This window comes from Sandarakinorhabdus sp., assembly GCF_987265915.1.
In genome coordinates this window covers 2,973,190-2,989,779 of sequence record NZ_OZ503948.1, presented here as the reverse complement: position 1 = coordinate 2,989,779, position 16,590 = coordinate 2,973,190, and the positions used below count along the sequence as shown (strand labels likewise).

Genomic DNA, 16,590 nt, shown 5'->3' with positions numbered 1-16,590 from the left:
TTTGGCCCCGCTTGTATCGGCATGTGACAAAGGGCACGGCAGGTGACCCCGCCGATGATGCGGCGCGGTTAGCATTGGCCTTGGCATGTTGCAAGGCAGCATATGGGCCGCGTCAGGTGGTTTGGCGCCTCACCAGCAACGGCATGGCGGCAAATGCCAGTTGACCGGCCAGCCCGAGCATCCCGGCCGGGGTAGCAAAGCTTGCCAGATACACCGCCGGCGCCCGCCCGAACGCCAGCGCCAGGCCGAACTCCGCCAGCATCAGCCACACAAAGGCGCTGCCCCCCATCACCGCCCGGCCGGCCAGCCCGAGCGGCTGCCGGGCGAGCAGCCGGCCACACCACCACCAACTGACCGCCAAAATGATCGGCGTTTCAATTGCCACCGCCGTGACCGCGCCCACCAACGGCGCCAACCACAAGGTGCGGACCGTGCCAAGCGCAAACGCGATGACAAACACGCCAGCGAAATAGCGCAGGCCGGTGATGAGCGCTGTCATGCCCGGCGTGTAGCACATATTGCCGCTGGGCCGGCACGGCATTACCGTTGTTACCAATGCCCTGGCTGTTCCATATCTTCCTCGCCATTCACGTCGGTGCCGGCGTGGTGGCGCTCACCAGTTTCTGGGGGGCGGTGGTGACGCGCAAGGGTGGCCCGGCGCATCGGCGTTGGGGCTTCGTGTTTTCGGCGGCGATCTATACGGCGGCGGCCCAGGCGCTGGGTATGGGCGCGCTGTCGTTGGTGTGGCCGCTGGCGATGCACCCGCAGCTGACCGACGCGGTGCTGTATCGCGGCATGTTCGGCACGATGATGGTCTATCTGGGGCTGCTGGCCGTCTCGATGACGCGCTATGGCCTGGTGATGGTGGCCAACCGGCGCGATCATGGGGCGAATCGGCATTGGTCCATGCTGATGGTGCAGGGTACCACGATGATCGCGGCCGGCATTTGCCTGGTGCACGGGGCGTACCTGTTGAACCGCAATGGCCCGGTGATGGAACCGATCCTGATGGTGATGGTGTCGCTGCTCGGTTTCGGCACTACCATCACCTATTTCCGCTACATCTTCTCAGCCTCCCCGGCGGCTCGCGCGTATATCCCCGAACATTTCAAGGCGATGGTCGCCACCGGCATCGCGGCCTACACGGCGTTCCTGTCGGTGGGCCTGATCGAGATGTTCCCCACCCACGCCTTCAACCCGGCGATCTGGGCGATCCCCAGCATGGGCGGCATGGCCATCATCATCCATTATCTGCGGGCGTATAAACCGGCCGCGAAGGCCCAGCCGGCGGAATGATCATTCCGGGCCCAGCGCGGCCTCCAGCGCCGCGAAGGTGTCGTCGATGCCGTGCAGGTGCGGGCGTTCGGTGGCGGTGATGGCGCGAAACGCGGCGCGGCGGATGCCGGCCAGCGTTTCGGGGGTGGGCCGCGCGGCTTCGGGCAGGCTGGAGACCACCAGATCGATCATGCGCTCGGCGCCGTGCAGGCGGCCCCAAAGATAATCATGTTCGCGGTAGGCGCGGCAGAAAAACGCCCCGAACGCCTTGAACTGCGCGCCTTTCAGCTGGCGGCCGCCGACGCTGGCCAGCGCCATGCAATCATCGGGAGACACGCGATCGACCTTGATTTCGTCGAGCTCATCGCCGCCGCCTTCGGCGATCAGCGGCAGGATGGCAATATCGAAGAAGGCAAAGCCCAGATAGGCCGCCAGCGCCTCGCGCCGCAGCTTGCGGGGCAGCCCGGTGCTGAGCAAGGCGACCAGCGCGGCATCGCTGCTGTCGTCCAGCGCCTTCAGATCGAGCGCCACCGCCATCGCCGCCAAGGCCGCTGCCGGATCATCGATCGCACCGGCACAGGCGGCGCGGGTGGCGGCATCGAGCCGGCTGACGCCGCCGCGGGTCACATGCGGGCCCAATATGGCGTAGATTCCGGCCTTCACCGTGCCCAGCGCGTCGGCGGTGCGCTCATCAGCGCCGGCCATCGCCATGTTGACCCGGCGGATCAGGAACCGCAGGCGGCGGATACGAAAATCCAGATCAAACTGGCGCAGGAACAGCACATGTGCCGATGCCGGCCCGGCCTTGCCCAACGTCTGTTCGGGTTCGACGATACCGGCGGCCCGCACATGGCGCCACAGCGCCCTGCGCACCCGCGCCTCGTCGATGTCGCCAGCCTTGGCGATCTGGTCGGCCAGCCGTTCCATCACGGTGGCGAATTTCAGCCGGCCATAGGCGCCATAGGCAAAGCCGGCAGCCCGTGCCGCTTCGCCGTTCATGCGGCTGCGCCAATCGGCCAGCCGGTTGATGGTGGGTGAAAACAGCAACAGGCGCATGCCGATGGCGGCATCGATGGCCAGATCGACCTGCGGGATCATGCCGATCACGATGTGGCGCAGGCGGCGGGCGCGCACCGATATGGCTTCGATGGCGCTCAGGCTGTCGCGAATGGGTTGCTGGCGCGGGATATCGGCCAGGCTGCGCAATATGGTGGCGAAAAATCCCGGCGGCTGATCACCGTCTGGACCGGGATCATGCATGCCCGGCTTGGGATCGAGATAGACAAAGCGGCGATCGACCTCGCGGTGTGCCGGGCGGCCGGGCAGCGCCGCCAGCGCCGGGCCGAACGGCCGATTGTCGAGCACGGCGCCATCGATGAGATCGACCAGCGCCGGATCGCGGCGGCCGGGGAAATTGCGGGCCAGAAATTCCGCGCGCCCCGGCCATTCCAGGCCGCGCGCCGCCAGCACCGCATCGATTTCGGCAACGCGCGCCGGCGGGAAGGCGCCGGGGAAGCTGGCGGTGGCGCGGGCGGCCAACACCAGCTCGCCGGTTTCGCCCAGATGCCGCTCCGCGCCGTCGCCGGGGCAGGACAAGCCGATCACCAGGCGATGTTCGGGCTCGATGACTTCCAGCGGGCTGTTCAGTCGCAGCCGCTGCGGCGCGCCATGATAATCGGTGACGGTGACGAACAGATCGAACGGATGCAGCCGTGGCAGCAACGGCGGCGTGCGGGTGCCGGCGGCCATGGCGGCGAAGGCATCGGCCAGCATCCCCGAAAATACCGCGCCCGAAAACGGCGGCTTGAACCAACGGCTGCGCATCAGGCGGGAGAGTTTGCGCTTCACCTCGGCATGGGCCTTTACTTCGGCCATGTCGTCGGCTGCCAGCCCGCGCCGGCGCACCCACCACACCAACGGGATCGCCCACAGCTTGGAAAAGCTGCGTGACGCCGCCGCCGGATCGAGCAGCACATCGGAGTCGGCACCGTCCAGCCACAGCGCGCGGATGGCATCCAGATCATGCCCCTCCACCAGCGCGCGCGCCAGCAGCACGCCATTGATGCCGCCGGCCGATGCGCCCGCGACGATGTCGCAGATTACCCTGAGATCAAGGCCGGGGATGGCATCCAGCAGCGCCTGATAGACAATTTCGCTGTCGCACGCGGGCGGCATGTCGGCATCATCCGGCGCGTGCCGGCGCATGGAGGCACGGGTGAGCTTCCACACCTCCTTGGTGAGGCCGTGCATATACACCGCCAGGCTGACCCCGCCGTAACAGACCAGTGCGAGGCGCAGTTCCTTGGTTTGCACGCATGCTCCTTTGCCTTGGCCAGCTTAGCGGGCAGGGAACAGCCGGCAAGTGCAGGCTTTTCGGGCAAGGCAAAGGGATGGTTACGCCCCGATCAGCGCTCCCCTTGGAGGAGAGGTGAAGCAGGCTCAGCGCTTGATGCTGGTTGCCGCTACCACGATGTCGAACGCGGTGGTGATGCCCTTCACGAAGGCGCCGCGTTCGACATTCACATATTCATCGAGCGCATGGGCGCGAAAGCCGCCGCCACCGGCCGAAAGCGTGATGGCCGGGATGCCCAGGCTGATCGGGATGTTGCTGTCGGTGGAACTGGCGCCCAGCTCGCTGCTGTAGCCGCCGGCGGTCAGGATGCGGGCGGCGGTGGTGATCAGGGGGTCATTGGCGGGCGTGGTGCCGGCGGGGCGGTCGCCGATCAGTTCGGGCACCGCGCTGATCTTGCCATAGCGCGTGTCGCGCGCGGCGTTTTCGGCGGCGACATTGTCGGCGATCAGTTTCAGGAACTGTGTTTCCACCGCCTTCAGATTGGCCGGCGAGGCGGAGCGCATGTCGAACTCCATGGTGATCTCGTTCGGAATCGAGTTGACTGACGTGCCGCCAGTGACGGTGGAGGCTGAATAGGTGGTCTTCACATCGGTGGGCGGCACGATCTTGTAGAGGCCGCTGACCGTGCCAGCCATCGCCACCATCGGGTTGACGATGCCGAATGCGCCATAGCTGTGTCCGCCCGGCCCCTTGAAGGCGACGCGATAGCGCCGCGAGCCGACGCCGGCATTGGTGATGCGGCCCACCGTGCTACCATCGAAGCTGATGAAATCGCCGATGCGCGGTTTCAGCGGGCTGGCGGAAAACAGGTGGCGCACACCGCGCAGATCGCCCTGGCCTTCCTCCCCCACATTGGCCACGAAGATGATGTCGCGCGGTGTCTGCAGCTTGGCCGTGTCCATGGCGCGCACGAACGCCAGCAGCGCGGCCAGCGTGACGGTGGTGTCGCCAATGCCCGGCGCATGCAGCGTGTCGCCTTCGCGGCGCACCTTGGTGTTGGTGCCTTCCGGGAACACCGTATCCAGATGCGCAGCGACCATCAGCGCCTTGGCGGTGCGATCCCTGCCGGGGCGGATGCCGATTACATTGCCGACCGCATCGACATGCACGTCGGACAGGCCCAGCGTCTTGAATTTCTCCGCCATGCGCGCGCCGCGCACAGTCTCCTTGAACGGCGGCGCCGGGATTTCGGTGAGCTCGATCAGTTCGGCGATCATGGTGTCATAATCGGCCGCCAGCTTGGCATGGGCGGCGGCCATAGCGGCGGGCTGGGCGATGGCCGGCGCGGCAAGGGTGGCGGCCAGCAGGAGCGACAGGGCGATGCGGTTTTTCATGATCACATCTGGCATGGCGAAGCGCCGCAATGCAACAGCCGGTCAGAGCCTCTGATACATCACATAGGCATCGACATCGCCGGCCTGCGGATGGGCAAAGGCGCCGGGCAGGCGGCCGACAATGGCAAAGCCCATCGCTTGCCACAGATGCACAGCCGGTTCGTTGGTGCTCACCACGAAGTTGAACTGCATGGCGCGATAGCCCTGGGCCCGGCCCTGATCCAGCGAATGGGCACACATGCGCCGCGCCACGCCTCGCCCGGCCGCGGCCGCAGCGGTAACATAGCCGCAATTGCAGACATGGCGGCCGCCGCCGGTCTGGTTGGGGCGGATATAATAGGTCCCCAGGATTTCGCCCCCGCCCCCGCCCCCGCCCTCGCCCCCGCCCCCGTCCTCGGCCACGAAGGTCGTCTTGTCCGGCGCCAGCCAATAGGCGAGCGCGTCGGCCTCCGACATGGCCGGGTCCTGCGTCAGGGTGGTGCCGGCGCGGATGGCCGGCAGGATGATGGCAGCGATGGCGGCGCGATCGGCCGGCGTGGCGGGGCGGATGTGCATGGCGGCGCTTTAGCTTGCCCTGCCTGGCATGCAAACATGGCACCGGCCGGCCAAACCTCTTGCGGTGGCGCTGGCCTGTGCTTATTGTTCCGTCTATGTTCTATATTTGAGGTGTCATGGCCAAAGGCAAATCCCGTTATGTCTGCCAGGCGTGCGGCGCGGTGTCATCGCGCTGGGCGGGGCAGTGCGGCGATTGCAAGGAATGGAACACGCTGGCCGAAGAAGCCGCACCGGTGTTCACGCCCTTTGCCGCCAAACAATCCTTGCAGGCCGGTGGCCGGCGCATCGCGCTGGAAAGCCTGGCCGACGATGTGGCGCTGCCGGCGCGGCTGTCCACCGGCATCACCGAACTTGATCGCGCGCTGGGCGGCGGGCTGGTGGCGGGCAGCGTCACGTTGATCGGCGGTGATCCCGGCATCGGCAAATCGACGTTGCTGTTGCAGGCGGCCGGGCGGATGGCGCGGGGCGGTACCGCCGTGGCCTATGTGTCGGGCGAGGAAGCCGCCGATCAGGTGCGGCTGCGCGCGCGCCGGCTGGGGCTGGCCAAGGCCGATGTGGCGCTGGCGGCCGAAACCAATGTGCGCGATATCCTGACCACGCTCACCGCGCTGCCGCAGCCGCCGGGCATGCTGGTGATTGATTCCATCCAGACCATGCACAGCGACACGCTGGAAGGCGCGCCGGGTACGGTGAGCCAGGTGCGGGCATCGGCGCAGGAACTGATCCGCTATGCCAAATTGTCGGGCACGGCGCTGATCCTGGTCGGCCATGTGACGAAGGACGGGCAGTTGGCCGGCCCGCGCGTGCTCGAACATATGGTCGATACCGTGCTCTATTTCGAAGGCGAGCGCAGCCACCAGTATCGCATCCTGCGCGCCGTCAAGAATCGCTTTGGCGGCACCGACGAGATCGGCGTGTTCGCCATGGGCGCCGATGGCCTGGAGGAAGTCGCCAACCCATCGAGCCTGTTCCTGACCGCGCGCGAAGGCCAGGACAGCGTGACCGGCGCCGTGGTGTTTGCCGGGCTGGAAGGCACGCGGCCGGTGCTGTGCGAAATCCAGGCGCTGGTGGTGCGGGTGCCAACGGGCGCCACGCCGCGCCGGGCGGTGGTCGGTTGGGATTCGGGCCGACTGGCGATGCTGCTGGCGGTGCTGGAGGCGCGCTGCGGCCTGGCGTTCGGCGGCCACGAAGTCTATCTCAATGTCGCCGGCGGCCTGCGCATTGCCGATCCCGCCGCCGATCTGGCGGTGGCATGCGCGCTGGTGTCGGCGCTCACCGATCGGCCGCTGCCGGTGGATGCGGTGGCGTTCGGCGAAGTGGCGCTGTCCGGCGAATTGCGTCCCGCAGGGCTGGCGTCGTTGCGGTTGAAGGAAGCGGCCAAGCTGGGCTTTGGCCGGGCGTTCGTGCCGGCCGGCACCGGCGGCGCCGGCACCATGCAGGTGGGCGGATTCGCCACGCTGAATGCGCTGGTCGATCACCTCGGTCGCCCGCAATGACATTTGCGTGGCCGTGTCATTCGGGTAAGGCACTTGGGCATGGAGACATTGTCCGCCCTCACTGGATTTGATTGGCTCGTGGTGCTGATTGTCGGCACCACCGCGGCCTTTGGCCTGATGCGCGGCTTCATTGCCGAAGTCGCCAGCCTGGCGGCATGGGTGGCGGGTTTCGTGGCGGTGCGCTTGGTCTATGCGCCGGCGCGCGCGGTGTTCGTGGAGGCCAGCGGCAGCGAGATCCTCGGCACGCTGACGGCCGTGCTGGGGCCGTTCCTGCTGGCGCTGCTGCTAGTGAAATTGCTCGGCAGCTTCCTGTCGAGCAGCGCAAAGGGCAGCCTGATCGGCCCGTTCGATCGCCTGCTGGGGCTGGGCTTTGGCCTGGTGAAGGGGTTTCTGGTGGCCAGCCTGGCCTTCCTGCTGCTCACCCTGGCGCTGACGATCCTGCCCGGCGAAGCGGATCGCCCGGTGTGGCTGGCCAAGGCGCGCACGGCGCCGACACTGGCGCTGGTGGCCAATGCCATGGTCGGTTATGTCGGCGATGCGTGGCGGCAGCAGCAAGAGCCGATCGACCCTGAAGGCAGCGACAATTTGCAATCCGGGCCGCACGCCGGCCTGCCGGGGTTCGGCCCTGATGGCAAACCCGATGCGGAACCCGGCTATGCCCCCGCTGATCGCCGTTCGCTCGACAGCCTGCTTGACCGGCAAGAGAAAACCACGCCATCCACCGCCATATGAGCCCCCGATTGACCCTGCGCCTCTACAACACCGCCATCCGCGCCAAGCAGGATTTCGTGCCGATCGATCCGGATCGGGTCACGCTCTATGTCTGCGGCCCGACCGTCTATGGCCGCGCGCATATCGGCAATTTCCGCCCGGCCGTGGTGTTCGACGTGCTGCAACGGCTGCTGCGCCACCGCTATGGCCCCGACAAATTGGTCTATGCCCGCAACATCACCGACATCGACGACAAGATCATGGACAAGGCACGCGCCGAAGGCGTCAGCATCGATGTGATCACCCAGCGTTATGAGGCGCTGTATCTGGAAGATGCCGCCACGCTGGGGGTGGAACGCCCCGATCTGCATCCGCACGCCACCAGCAGCATCCCGGCGATGGTGGCGATGATCGAGGTGCTGGTGGCCAAGGGCCATGCCTATGCTGCTGAAGGCCATGTGCTGTTCGATGTGGCGAGCCATGCCGATTATGGCCGCCTGTCGCGCCGCCCGCTGGAGGAGATGATCGCCGGCGCCCGCGTCGAAGTGGCGCCCTACAAGCGCAATGCGGCCGATTTCGTGCTGTGGAAGCCGTCAAACAAGGACCAAGCCGGCTGGCCCAGCCCCTGGGGCCGCGGGCGCCCCGGCTGGCACATCGAATGCTCGGCGATGATCGCCGAAAGCCTGGGGACGACCATCGACATCCATGGTGGCGGCATCGATCTGACCTTCCCGCACCACGAGAATGAATGCGCGCAAAGCGCCTGCGCCCATGATGGCGCTCCGCTGGCCAATATCTGGATGCACAATGGCTTCCTGAATTTCGGCGGCGGTGAGAAGATGTCGAAATCGCTCGGCAATGTGCAGAGCGTGGGCGAGCTGACGGCGGCCGGCTGGTCGGGTGACGAGCTGCGCCTGGCGCTGCTCAGCGCGCATTATCGCCAGCCTTTGCTGTGGGATGAGGCGCTGCTTGGCCAGATGCGCGGCCGGCTCGACAAATGGCTGCGCCGCCTGGGGGATGTGCCGCGCGGGGTGCGCCCGCCGCCGCCGCCGGCGCTGATCGAGGCGCTGTCCGATGATCTCAACACGCCCGCGGCGCTGGCAGCGATTGCAAGCGTGGAACAGGATCGTGAGGCGCTGTTGGGGGCGTTGGCCTTTTTGGGCCTGCCCGGCCTGGCCCCTGAACGCAGCCGCAGCGCGGCCGAGGCGAAAGGCCATGCCGATCCCGACGCGGCAAGGATCGATGCACTGGTGGCGCAGCGCACGGCGGCGCGCCAGGCCCGCGACTGGGCCGAATCGGATCGGTTGCGTGACGCCCTGGCAGCCGAAGGCGTCGCCCTGGAAGACAGCGCCGGCGGGACGACCTGGCGGCGGGGCTGACGGGTGCAAATGCCGGCCATTTCTGCTAAAGGCACGGCCATGGCCACCAAGCTCTCTGCCCCGCCTCCGCCGCGCTTTGTCGAGGTCGTATCCGATCCCGAAATCCTGGGCGGTTGGCCGGTGATCCACGGCACGCGCATTCCGGCTGAAACGATCCTGATCTACCTGAGAGAGGGCGCTGAGGACCGCGAGATCTACACCGATTACCCGAGTCTGCCGCTTGGCGGGATCGATGCCGTCCGCCGTTGGGCGGTGGGCCAGGGCCTCATCTGATCCGCTTTTTGATCGACGAATGCTTGTCGCCCGAACTGGCGACCGAAGCGCGCCTGCGCGGTTTCGAAGCCATGCCGGTCATTCACCTCGGCCTGGCCGGCACCTCCGATCGGATGCTCTCCGCCCAGATCATTGGCGGCGATTTCACCTTCGTCACCAACAACGGCCGCGATTTCCTGCGGCTGTACCGCGGGGTGGATGTGCACGCCGGCCTGCTGGTGATCCTGCCATCGGCGCGCAAGCCCGACCAGCTCCGTCTGTTCGCCGCCGCGCTGGATGCCATCATCGCCGCCGGCAGCGACATCACCGGCGAACTGGTTGAAGTCGACCGCGATGGCACGGTGCGATTTCGCCGCTATCCCGATCCGCTCGGCAACGATTAGAGTGGGGTCCATGGCCGACACGCTCTATTCCGCTGCGATCCTGCGCCTGAAGCTGGCGGGCGAAGCCGCGTGCCGGTTGCCGGTGGCCGATGGCAGCGCCACCCGCGTGTCGCCGGTGTGCGGCAGCAAGATCGTGGCCGATGTCACGCTGGATCGGCAGGGGCATGTCGGCACCCTGGGCCTGGATGCCAGCCGGGCCTGCACGCTGGGCCAGGCCTCCGCCGCGGTGGTGGCGGCAGTGGCGCCGGGGGCGGACGCTGCGCACCTGGCGGCGATTCGCGCTGGCCTTGCCGATTTCTTGGCCCAGCGCGCCGATGCAGCCCCCGATGGCTGGCAGATGTTCGCCCCGGCGCGGGCCCACCGCGCCCGCCACCCCTCCATCCTGTTGCCGCTGGATGCCGTGCTGGCGGCGCTGGCCGCAGCGGGCAAGGCGGCGGCATGACCGAGGCCGGGCCCAATCTGCTGCGCGATGTCGTCGTCTATCTGGCGGCGTCGGTGCTGCTGGTGCCGCTGTTCATCCGCTTCCGGCTTGGCGCCGTGCTGGGCTATCTGGCGGCCGGCATCCTGATCGGGCCGTCGCTGCTCGGCCTGGTGGGCAATGCCGAACAGACATTGCATTTTGCCGAATTTGGCATCGTGCTGCTGCTGTTCGTGATCGGGCTGGAACTGCAACTCGCCCGGCTGTGGGCGCTGCGCAGTGATATTTTCGGGCTGGGCCTGGCCCAGGTGCTGCTCTGTGGCGTTGGCCTCACCGCGCTGCTGCTGGCGACCACCAGCCTGACGTGGGAAGCCGCGCTGGTTGTCGGCCTGCCGCTGGGCCTGTCGTCCACCGCACTGGTCATGCAGCTGCTCAACGAACGCCAGTTGGCGGCCACGCCCTTCGGGGAGCGCAGCTTTGCCATGCTGCTGTTCCAGGATCTGGCCATCGTCCCGCTGCTCACCATCGTCGCCGCCCTGTCGCGGGCGCCGCGCATCGATCCCGAACCGGGCTGGCTGGTTGCGGCCAAAACCCTGGGCGCGCTGGCGTTTCTGGTGGCGGTGGGGCGCTGGGTGTTGCCGCGGCTGTTCCGCATCATTGGCACGCTCGGCGCGCGCGAGGCCTTCGTCGCCGCCGCCCTGCTCAGCGTATTGGGCAGCGCGCTGCTGATGGCCAGTTTTGGCCTGTCGATGGCGCTGGGGGCCTTCGTCGCCGGCGTCATGCTGGCTGAATTGCCGTATCGCCATGCGCTGGAGGCCGATATCGAGCCCTTCCGCGGCCTTATGCTCGGTCTGTTCTTCATCGCCATCGGCATGAGCCTCGATCTGGCGGTGGTGGCGGCCAACTGGGGCATGATCCTGGCGCTGGTGGTGGGCGTGCTGGCGGTGAAGACGGCGGTGATCGCCGGGCTGGCGCGCAGTTTCGGCACCGGATGGCGCCAGGCCATCAAGATGGGGCTGTTGCTGGCGCAGGGCGGTGAATTCGGCTTCGTGCTGTTTGCCGAAGCCGAACGCGGCCTGCTGATCAGCCATTCGGCAGCGCAATTGTTCGGCGCCGTGGTCACGCTGTCGATGGCGTTCACGCCGCTGCTGTTCCGGCTGGCTGGCAAATATCTTGAAGCCAGTGCCGATCCGGGCAGCCGCGACGGCCCCGAATCGGCCAGCGGCGACCAGCATGCCGGCCATGTCGTGCTGGTCGGCAGCGGCCGGGTCGGGCAGGTGATCGCCCAGATGCTGCGCGCGCGCGGCGTGGAGATCACCGCCATCGATCTGGATGCCGAACTGATCGATGTGTCGAGCCGCTTTGGCAACAAGGTGTTTTGGGGCGATGGCACGCGGCTGGATATCTTGCGCACCGCCGGCATCGAACGGGCCAGTGCGCTGGTGTTCGCCATGGATGGCGCTTGGGACCCGAAACAAGTGCTGGAACCGATCCGCGCCGAATGGCCGGAGCTGCCGATCATCGCGCGCGCCTTTGATCGCATGCACACCATCGCCCTGCGCCAGGCCGGCGTGGAGCATGTGACCCGCGAGACGCTGGAAAGCGCCGTCATCATGGGCCGCGACGTGCTGGAGGTGCTCGGCACGCCGGCCACGCAGATCGACACCATCGAAGCCGAATATCGCCGCCGCGATGCCGAACGGCTCGATCTGCAGGTGATCAGCGGCGACATGATGTCGGGCGCAGACAGCATCATCCGCGAACAGATTGATCTCGATCCGGCCGCCTTGGGCGAAATCCCGCCGGCCTGAACGGCGCTGCTCCTCCCGATGGTTGCCATGCCGCTGCCATTGCCCCTGATGCTTGTGGCAGTGATCGGCGCCGGCGCCCGCAAAGGCCATTGCCGCCATCCGCGGCGCTGCCTATCGCTGGCCGGGGAGACGGCAAGATGATCGGGTTTCCGGCGCATCCAGACGAGATCACACCGGATTGGTGGGCCGCGATCCTGGGCCGGGCGCCGGAACGCTGGCGGTGGGAGAAAATCGGCACCGGCCAGGTCGGTGACAGCGTGCGCTTCACCCTCGATTTTGCCGATGGCTGCGGGCCGACCACGCTGGCCGGCAAATTTGCTGCTGCCGATCCAACCAGCCGCGGCACGGCCGCCATGCTCGGCCTTTATGCCCGCGAAGTGCGCTTCTACCAGGAACTGGCGGCACAGCTGCCGATCCGCACGCCCAAACCCCTGTTCAGCCAAATCGCTGCGGACGAGACACGCTTTTTCCTGCTGTTCCAAGATCTGGGGCCGGCGCGCGGCGGCAACCAGATTGCCGGCTGTTCGTTGGCCGATGCCCGGGCGGTGGTGGAACAGGCGGCCTGCCTGCACGCGCCGAGTTGGCACAATCCGGCCATCCTCGATCTCGCCTGGCTGCAGCCCGATCCCGACGCGGCTGCGCAGGTCAGGGCGCTTTACCCCAAGGCGCAGGCGGTGTTTCGCGAACGCTATCGCGACCTGCTCGAACCCGAATATATGATTTTGTGCGAGGAACTGGCCGAGATCATGGCCACGAGCGAGCGGGTGCCGCCCAGAACCAGTCTGGTCCATGGCGATTTCCGGCTCGACAACATGATGTTCGATATCCAGGGCGGCGCCGAAGCGGTCGCCGTGCTCGATTGGCAGACGCTGGCGATCGGCACCGGCTTGACGGATGTTGCCTATTTTCTGGGCTGCGGGATCGGCGACCGCTTGCGCCGGGCCCATGAACGCGATCTGTTGGCGCTTTATTGTGCGCATATGACCGCGCGCGGCGTGCCGCTGGGCATCGACGCGATCTGGGACGATTATGTGCTGGGCGCCCTGCATGGGGTGTCCACTGCCGTGTTCAGCAGCGCCTTCGTCGTGCGCACCGATCGCGGCGATGCCAATTTCCTGTCCATGGCGCGCGGCGCCTGCGCACTGTGCCTGGAACATGGCAGCATCGCGCTGATGAAGAAGGGTTGATGTGATGGCACTGAGCCGCGGTGACGATTATCCGATCCACCAGACCCCCGATCCGGTCGCCTTCTCGGGCACGGACCGCAACTTCTATGACCGCTATTTTTTCAACGGCTATGCGCCCGACGGCAGCGGTTTCTTTGCGGTCGCCTTCGGCATCTATCCCCATCTGGATGTGGCAGACGCGCATTTCTGCGTGGTCAAGGATGGGGTGCAGCATTGCCTGCACGCCAGCCGCAAGCTGGGGATGGAGCGGATGGACCTGAGCTGTGGGCCGATCCGGATCGAAGTGGTCGAACCGCTGAAACGCCTGCGCGTGATCGTCGATGGCGAAGGCATGGCGGCCGACATCGTCTTTACCGGTCGGTCCTTTCCGATCGCCGAGCCGCGCTTCACCTGGCGCGTGGGCCCGCGCACGATCATGGATTACACCCGCCTCACCCAGAATGGCCATTACGAAGGCTGGATCGCGATCGATGGTGCGCGGGCGCCGCTGGCGGCCGGCAGCATGGGCACCCGCGATCGCAGCTGGGGCGTGCGCCCGATCGGCGCGCCCGACGCGCAGTTCGCCGGGGGCGTGCCGCAATTCTTCTGGCAGTGGACGCCGATCAACATGCCGCGGCGCAGCCTGTTCTTTCACCTGAACGCCCATGCCGATGGCCGGGCGTGGAATAGCCGTGCTGTCGTCGCGCCCGATGGCTGCGGCGCGGATGGCTTCATCGAGCATCACGAACCGCGCATGGAAACCGGGCTCGCACCCGGCACGCGCTGGCCGGCGCCCAGTGTGCTCACCATCGGCGGGGACGTTTTCCGGCTGGAACCGATCAGACGCTTCCAGATGCGGGGCCTTGGCTATACCTCGCCGCGCTGGGGCCACGGCCTCGATCATGGCGCGCTGGCGGTGGAGCGCGAGGCGATCGACCTGGCCGGCACCGATCCGGCACGGCCCGACAATCTGCATGTGCAGATGCTGTGCCGCGTGCACGGGCCGGATGGCGAGAGCGGCCTGGGCGTGTTCGAGCAACTGGCCATCGGCGATTATGCGCCGCTGGGCCTGTCAGGGCTGGCCGGCGCAAGCTGAGACGTCAGATCCCGGCGAACCGCTGATGAGCGCGATCGGGCCGGTAACCGCCACCCGCGACTTTGCCGCGACCGGTCACATCGGCGCGCGAAGCGACGATCACCTCATCGCCCGCGCCGCGCAGGCGGCCGGCGTCTTTGCGTTCAGGCCATGTGCTGCAAGGATCGGCGGCGGCGCGCCGCTGCGCCCACCAGGCCAAAGCCGGCAATCATCATGGCCCAGCTTGCCGGTTCGGGGACTGAATTGACGGGCGGTGGCGTAAAGCCGCCGGTTACGGAATAGGTTCCCTGACTGCTCGATGGGTCCTCGGCAAAAGAATTTGCCGCCAAAACTCCCCCCAGAACGATCCTTGCACCCTCAACGACATCATTCAGGCCGGTATCGAAATTGAATTGTGTCACCAAATTGTACGAGAACTCGCCAGAGAGGTTTGGAATTGGCGCCTCACCATTCTGATCAAGCAACGCTGATATGGCCCCGCCAGCCCCAACAAGGGTGATGGCACCGTTCATATCCCTTGTACCGTCGTTGAAGTTGAAACTTGCAAAATGGCTCACATATGGCGCATCCCAGTAACTTCCAATGTCCGTCACAAAACTGGCAGTACTGCCAAGATGTGACAGGGTTTTCGGCACTCCACCGATCGTTATTGTCAGGCCAAGCAGCGGAGAAGGCCCGCCAAGTACATTATACGCGATTTCCGCCCGTGCATCGGTAGTCAGCTGTGCAGCAAGATTTTTGTCAAATGCAAAATCAACAACAAAAGCCTTGCCGGTCAAATCTGCGTTCACAGCTCCGAAAAGCCCGTCAGTATCGAAGCCACTGATGACTGTTCCAGAATAACTTGCAACAACAACGGCCGCCGCTGGCGCAGCACCCAACAACCCACCTGCCAAGAAAATCATTCTCCACATGACTCAATCCCTTCTTGTCGAGGCGCCAACGTCCCCGGTGGGTCATTTAGTTAGCGTCATGTTGTCCATTGTCTCCGTCCATTTTTGACAAACGACCCGCTTGCTGATCGCGCGAACGCGGGCCGCAAGGATGGATTGCGGACATTCGACCAGCCAAGTTGCGTTTGAGCGCCGTCGCCCGACAGTTCGATCGTCGGATACCACCAACGCCAATTCCCAGCTTCACCACCTGCCGGAGACGCCTTCTGTCGATCCCAGATCGCCAGTTGGCAAGTAACCAGCCGCAGGCTGCCGCGATAGAAAAACCAGAGTGGTAGTTTGGGAGGGGCGATGTGAACACGTGTCCGATGTTGAAACGTGAGGAGACTTGCCTGAACGTCGGGTTTGTGAGTCCTGGCCATTTGCGTGGACGTTCGGTTTCTTTGCTGGTAATCCAGTGCCAACCACGACCTCGATTCACGTCGGCAGTGTTCGCTGCTTGCGTTGGCATTTTTGGGAAACGCCATGGATTCCAGTGCGGTCATCAACTTGAGCCGTTCGAAGGACTTCCCGTCGGCGGTCAAATTCCTGGCACGCGGCTTCATAGACATGCACGCTGCTTCGCCTCGGGATGCGGCATATTTTGCCACACAACAACGCTGGTTGTTATGCAATCTTGCCCTCGCCTTTTACTATCGCGCGGTCGGCGCTGGAAAGGGCGGTGCAAGTCGCCAGGGACTGCTCCAACTGGCGTTGGCGAACCGGATCTGCAGCAGAAATACCTTCAACGCGATATACAGCGAGACGTTGAAATATGATTTGATCCGTGTGGTCGATGCGCCGGTGAATGATTGGTTCGAACCATCGCCGAGTTCGGTTGCACTTGTCATCACCTATTACAATATTCATTTGCAGGCGATCGACAGCCTTGACCAGGGCGTTCGAGCAGCAACATTCATGGCGAATCCAGAACGCGCGCTCGCTCATCTCCACCCGCTGTACGTCGATAGGCTGTTGGCAGATTCGGTCGTCCGCGCACCCGAACCGCACTATGCCACCTTTGCCTCGATTGACGCAGGTGGACATCTGATGGACAGGCTGATTGGTGCCGTGGTCGACGACGTTCGGATCACCCCAGATCGGCTCCTCACCACGATCACCAGTATCGCAGGCCTTGCGAACGAGGTCGGCCTGTCGCGAGCGCACACAAGCCGGACGCTCGCCTTGGCGGAAAAGCAAGGCGGGCTCGGCTGGACCGGACGACGCGGATGGTCGCCAATCTGGATATCGCAGGCCTTTTTCGATGCGTATGCGCGCGCACAAGCGCGCAAGCTCGTCATCTTCGACCAGCTCAGCACATCGTTGCCCATTGGCCCGGCTTCGCGCTGAAATGACCAGGCCGTGAACTCATATTCCCGTCACGAAGGGTGGATTTGATGCGTTCACG

The 16,590-nt window shown here is 65.7% G+C and carries 16 protein-coding genes; 11 read left to right on the top strand and 5 right to left on the bottom strand.

The features are described from left to right. Positions 1-112: 112 nt before the first annotated feature. Positions 113-499 carry a hypothetical protein gene (locus AC6UUM_RS14275; RefSeq protein WP_500802929.1) on the bottom strand — a complete coding sequence of 129 codons (387 nt, stop codon included), beginning with the start codon at positions 497-499 and terminating at the stop codon, positions 113-115. Positions 500-555: 56 nt separating this feature from the next. On the opposite strand from AC6UUM_RS14275, the gene AC6UUM_RS14270 reads away from it, so the two are divergent. Continuing rightward, on the top strand, positions 556-1,296 hold the full coding sequence (locus tag AC6UUM_RS14270; RefSeq protein ID WP_500802928.1) for a hypothetical protein: 741 nt from the start codon (positions 556-558) through the stop codon (positions 1,294-1,296). Here AC6UUM_RS14270 and AC6UUM_RS14265 read toward each other — a convergent pair whose 3' ends face one another. The 3 genes from AC6UUM_RS14265 to AC6UUM_RS14255 form a co-directional block, all read right to left on the bottom strand. After that, on the bottom strand, positions 1,297-3,588 hold the full coding sequence (locus AC6UUM_RS14265) for a patatin-like protein (RefSeq protein WP_500802927.1): 2,292 nt from the start codon (positions 3,586-3,588) through the stop codon (positions 1,297-1,299). A 126-nt stretch (positions 3,589-3,714) separates the two neighbouring features. Further along, positions 3,715-4,962, bottom strand: coding sequence for a M20/M25/M40 family metallo-hydrolase (locus tag AC6UUM_RS14260; RefSeq protein ID WP_500802926.1), 1,248 nt, complete (start codon positions 4,960-4,962; stop codon positions 3,715-3,717). A 42-nt stretch (positions 4,963-5,004) separates the two neighbouring features. Next, entirely contained in the window at positions 5,005-5,517 is a 513-nt protein-coding gene (locus AC6UUM_RS14255; protein ID WP_500802925.1) for a GNAT family N-acetyltransferase, read from the bottom strand. Positions 5,518-5,633: 116 nt separating this feature from the next. Here AC6UUM_RS14255 and radA point away from each other — a divergent pair, with 116 nt between their 5' ends. From radA to AC6UUM_RS14210, 9 genes are all read left to right on the top strand, one after another. Further along, positions 5,634-7,013, top strand: coding sequence for a DNA repair protein RadA (radA, locus tag AC6UUM_RS14250; RefSeq protein WP_353199402.1), 1,380 nt, complete (start codon positions 5,634-5,636; stop codon positions 7,011-7,013). 39 nt (positions 7,014-7,052) lie between these two features. After that, positions 7,053-7,745, top strand: coding sequence for a CvpA family protein (locus AC6UUM_RS14245; RefSeq protein ID WP_500802924.1), 693 nt, complete (start codon positions 7,053-7,055; stop codon positions 7,743-7,745). After that, positions 7,742-9,103, top strand: a complete 1,362-nt coding sequence (gene cysS / locus AC6UUM_RS14240) for a cysteine--tRNA ligase (protein ID WP_500802923.1) — start codon at positions 7,742-7,744, stop codon at positions 9,101-9,103. Before AC6UUM_RS14245 ends, cysS begins: the two co-directional genes overlap by 4 nt. A 39-nt stretch (positions 9,104-9,142) precedes the next feature. Beyond that, complete coding sequence (locus AC6UUM_RS14235) at positions 9,143-9,376, top strand: DUF433 domain-containing protein (protein ID WP_500802922.1); 234 nt, start codon at positions 9,143-9,145, stop codon at positions 9,374-9,376. A gap of 8 nt (positions 9,377-9,384) precedes the next feature. Beyond that, on the top strand, positions 9,385-9,759 hold the full coding sequence (locus AC6UUM_RS14230; RefSeq protein WP_500802921.1) for a DUF5615 family PIN-like protein: 375 nt from the start codon (positions 9,385-9,387) through the stop codon (positions 9,757-9,759). Positions 9,760-9,769: 10 nt separating this feature from the next. Then, positions 9,770-10,201 (top strand): iron-sulfur cluster assembly scaffold protein, encoded by a 432-nt coding sequence (locus tag AC6UUM_RS14225; protein WP_500802920.1) that lies wholly within the window; start codon positions 9,770-9,772, stop codon positions 10,199-10,201. Next, entirely contained in the window at positions 10,198-11,988 is a 1,791-nt protein-coding gene (locus tag AC6UUM_RS14220) for a monovalent cation:proton antiporter-2 (CPA2) family protein (RefSeq protein WP_500802919.1), read from the top strand. Before AC6UUM_RS14225 ends, AC6UUM_RS14220 begins: the two co-directional genes overlap by 4 nt. 137 nt (positions 11,989-12,125) lie before the next feature. Then, on the top strand, positions 12,126-13,175 hold the full coding sequence (locus tag AC6UUM_RS14215; protein ID WP_500802918.1) for a phosphotransferase family protein: 1,050 nt from the start codon (positions 12,126-12,128) through the stop codon (positions 13,173-13,175). Positions 13,176-13,179: 4 nt separating this feature from the next. Beyond that, positions 13,180-14,250: an Rv3169 family protein gene (locus tag AC6UUM_RS14210; RefSeq protein ID WP_500802917.1), complete on the top strand. Its 1,071-nt coding sequence runs from the start codon at positions 13,180-13,182 to the stop codon at positions 14,248-14,250. Between the two features lie 143 nt (positions 14,251-14,393). On the opposite strand, the gene AC6UUM_RS14205 is transcribed toward AC6UUM_RS14210, so the two are convergent. Beyond that, on the bottom strand, positions 14,394-15,164 hold the full coding sequence (locus AC6UUM_RS14205; protein WP_500802916.1) for a PEPxxWA-CTERM sorting domain-containing protein: 771 nt from the start codon (positions 15,162-15,164) through the stop codon (positions 14,394-14,396). Between the two features lie 504 nt (positions 15,165-15,668). Here AC6UUM_RS14205 and AC6UUM_RS14200 point away from each other — a divergent pair. After that, positions 15,669-16,532 (top strand): hypothetical protein, encoded by an 864-nt coding sequence (locus AC6UUM_RS14200; protein WP_500802915.1) that lies wholly within the window; start codon positions 15,669-15,671, stop codon positions 16,530-16,532. Positions 16,533-16,590 lie beyond the last annotated feature (58 nt).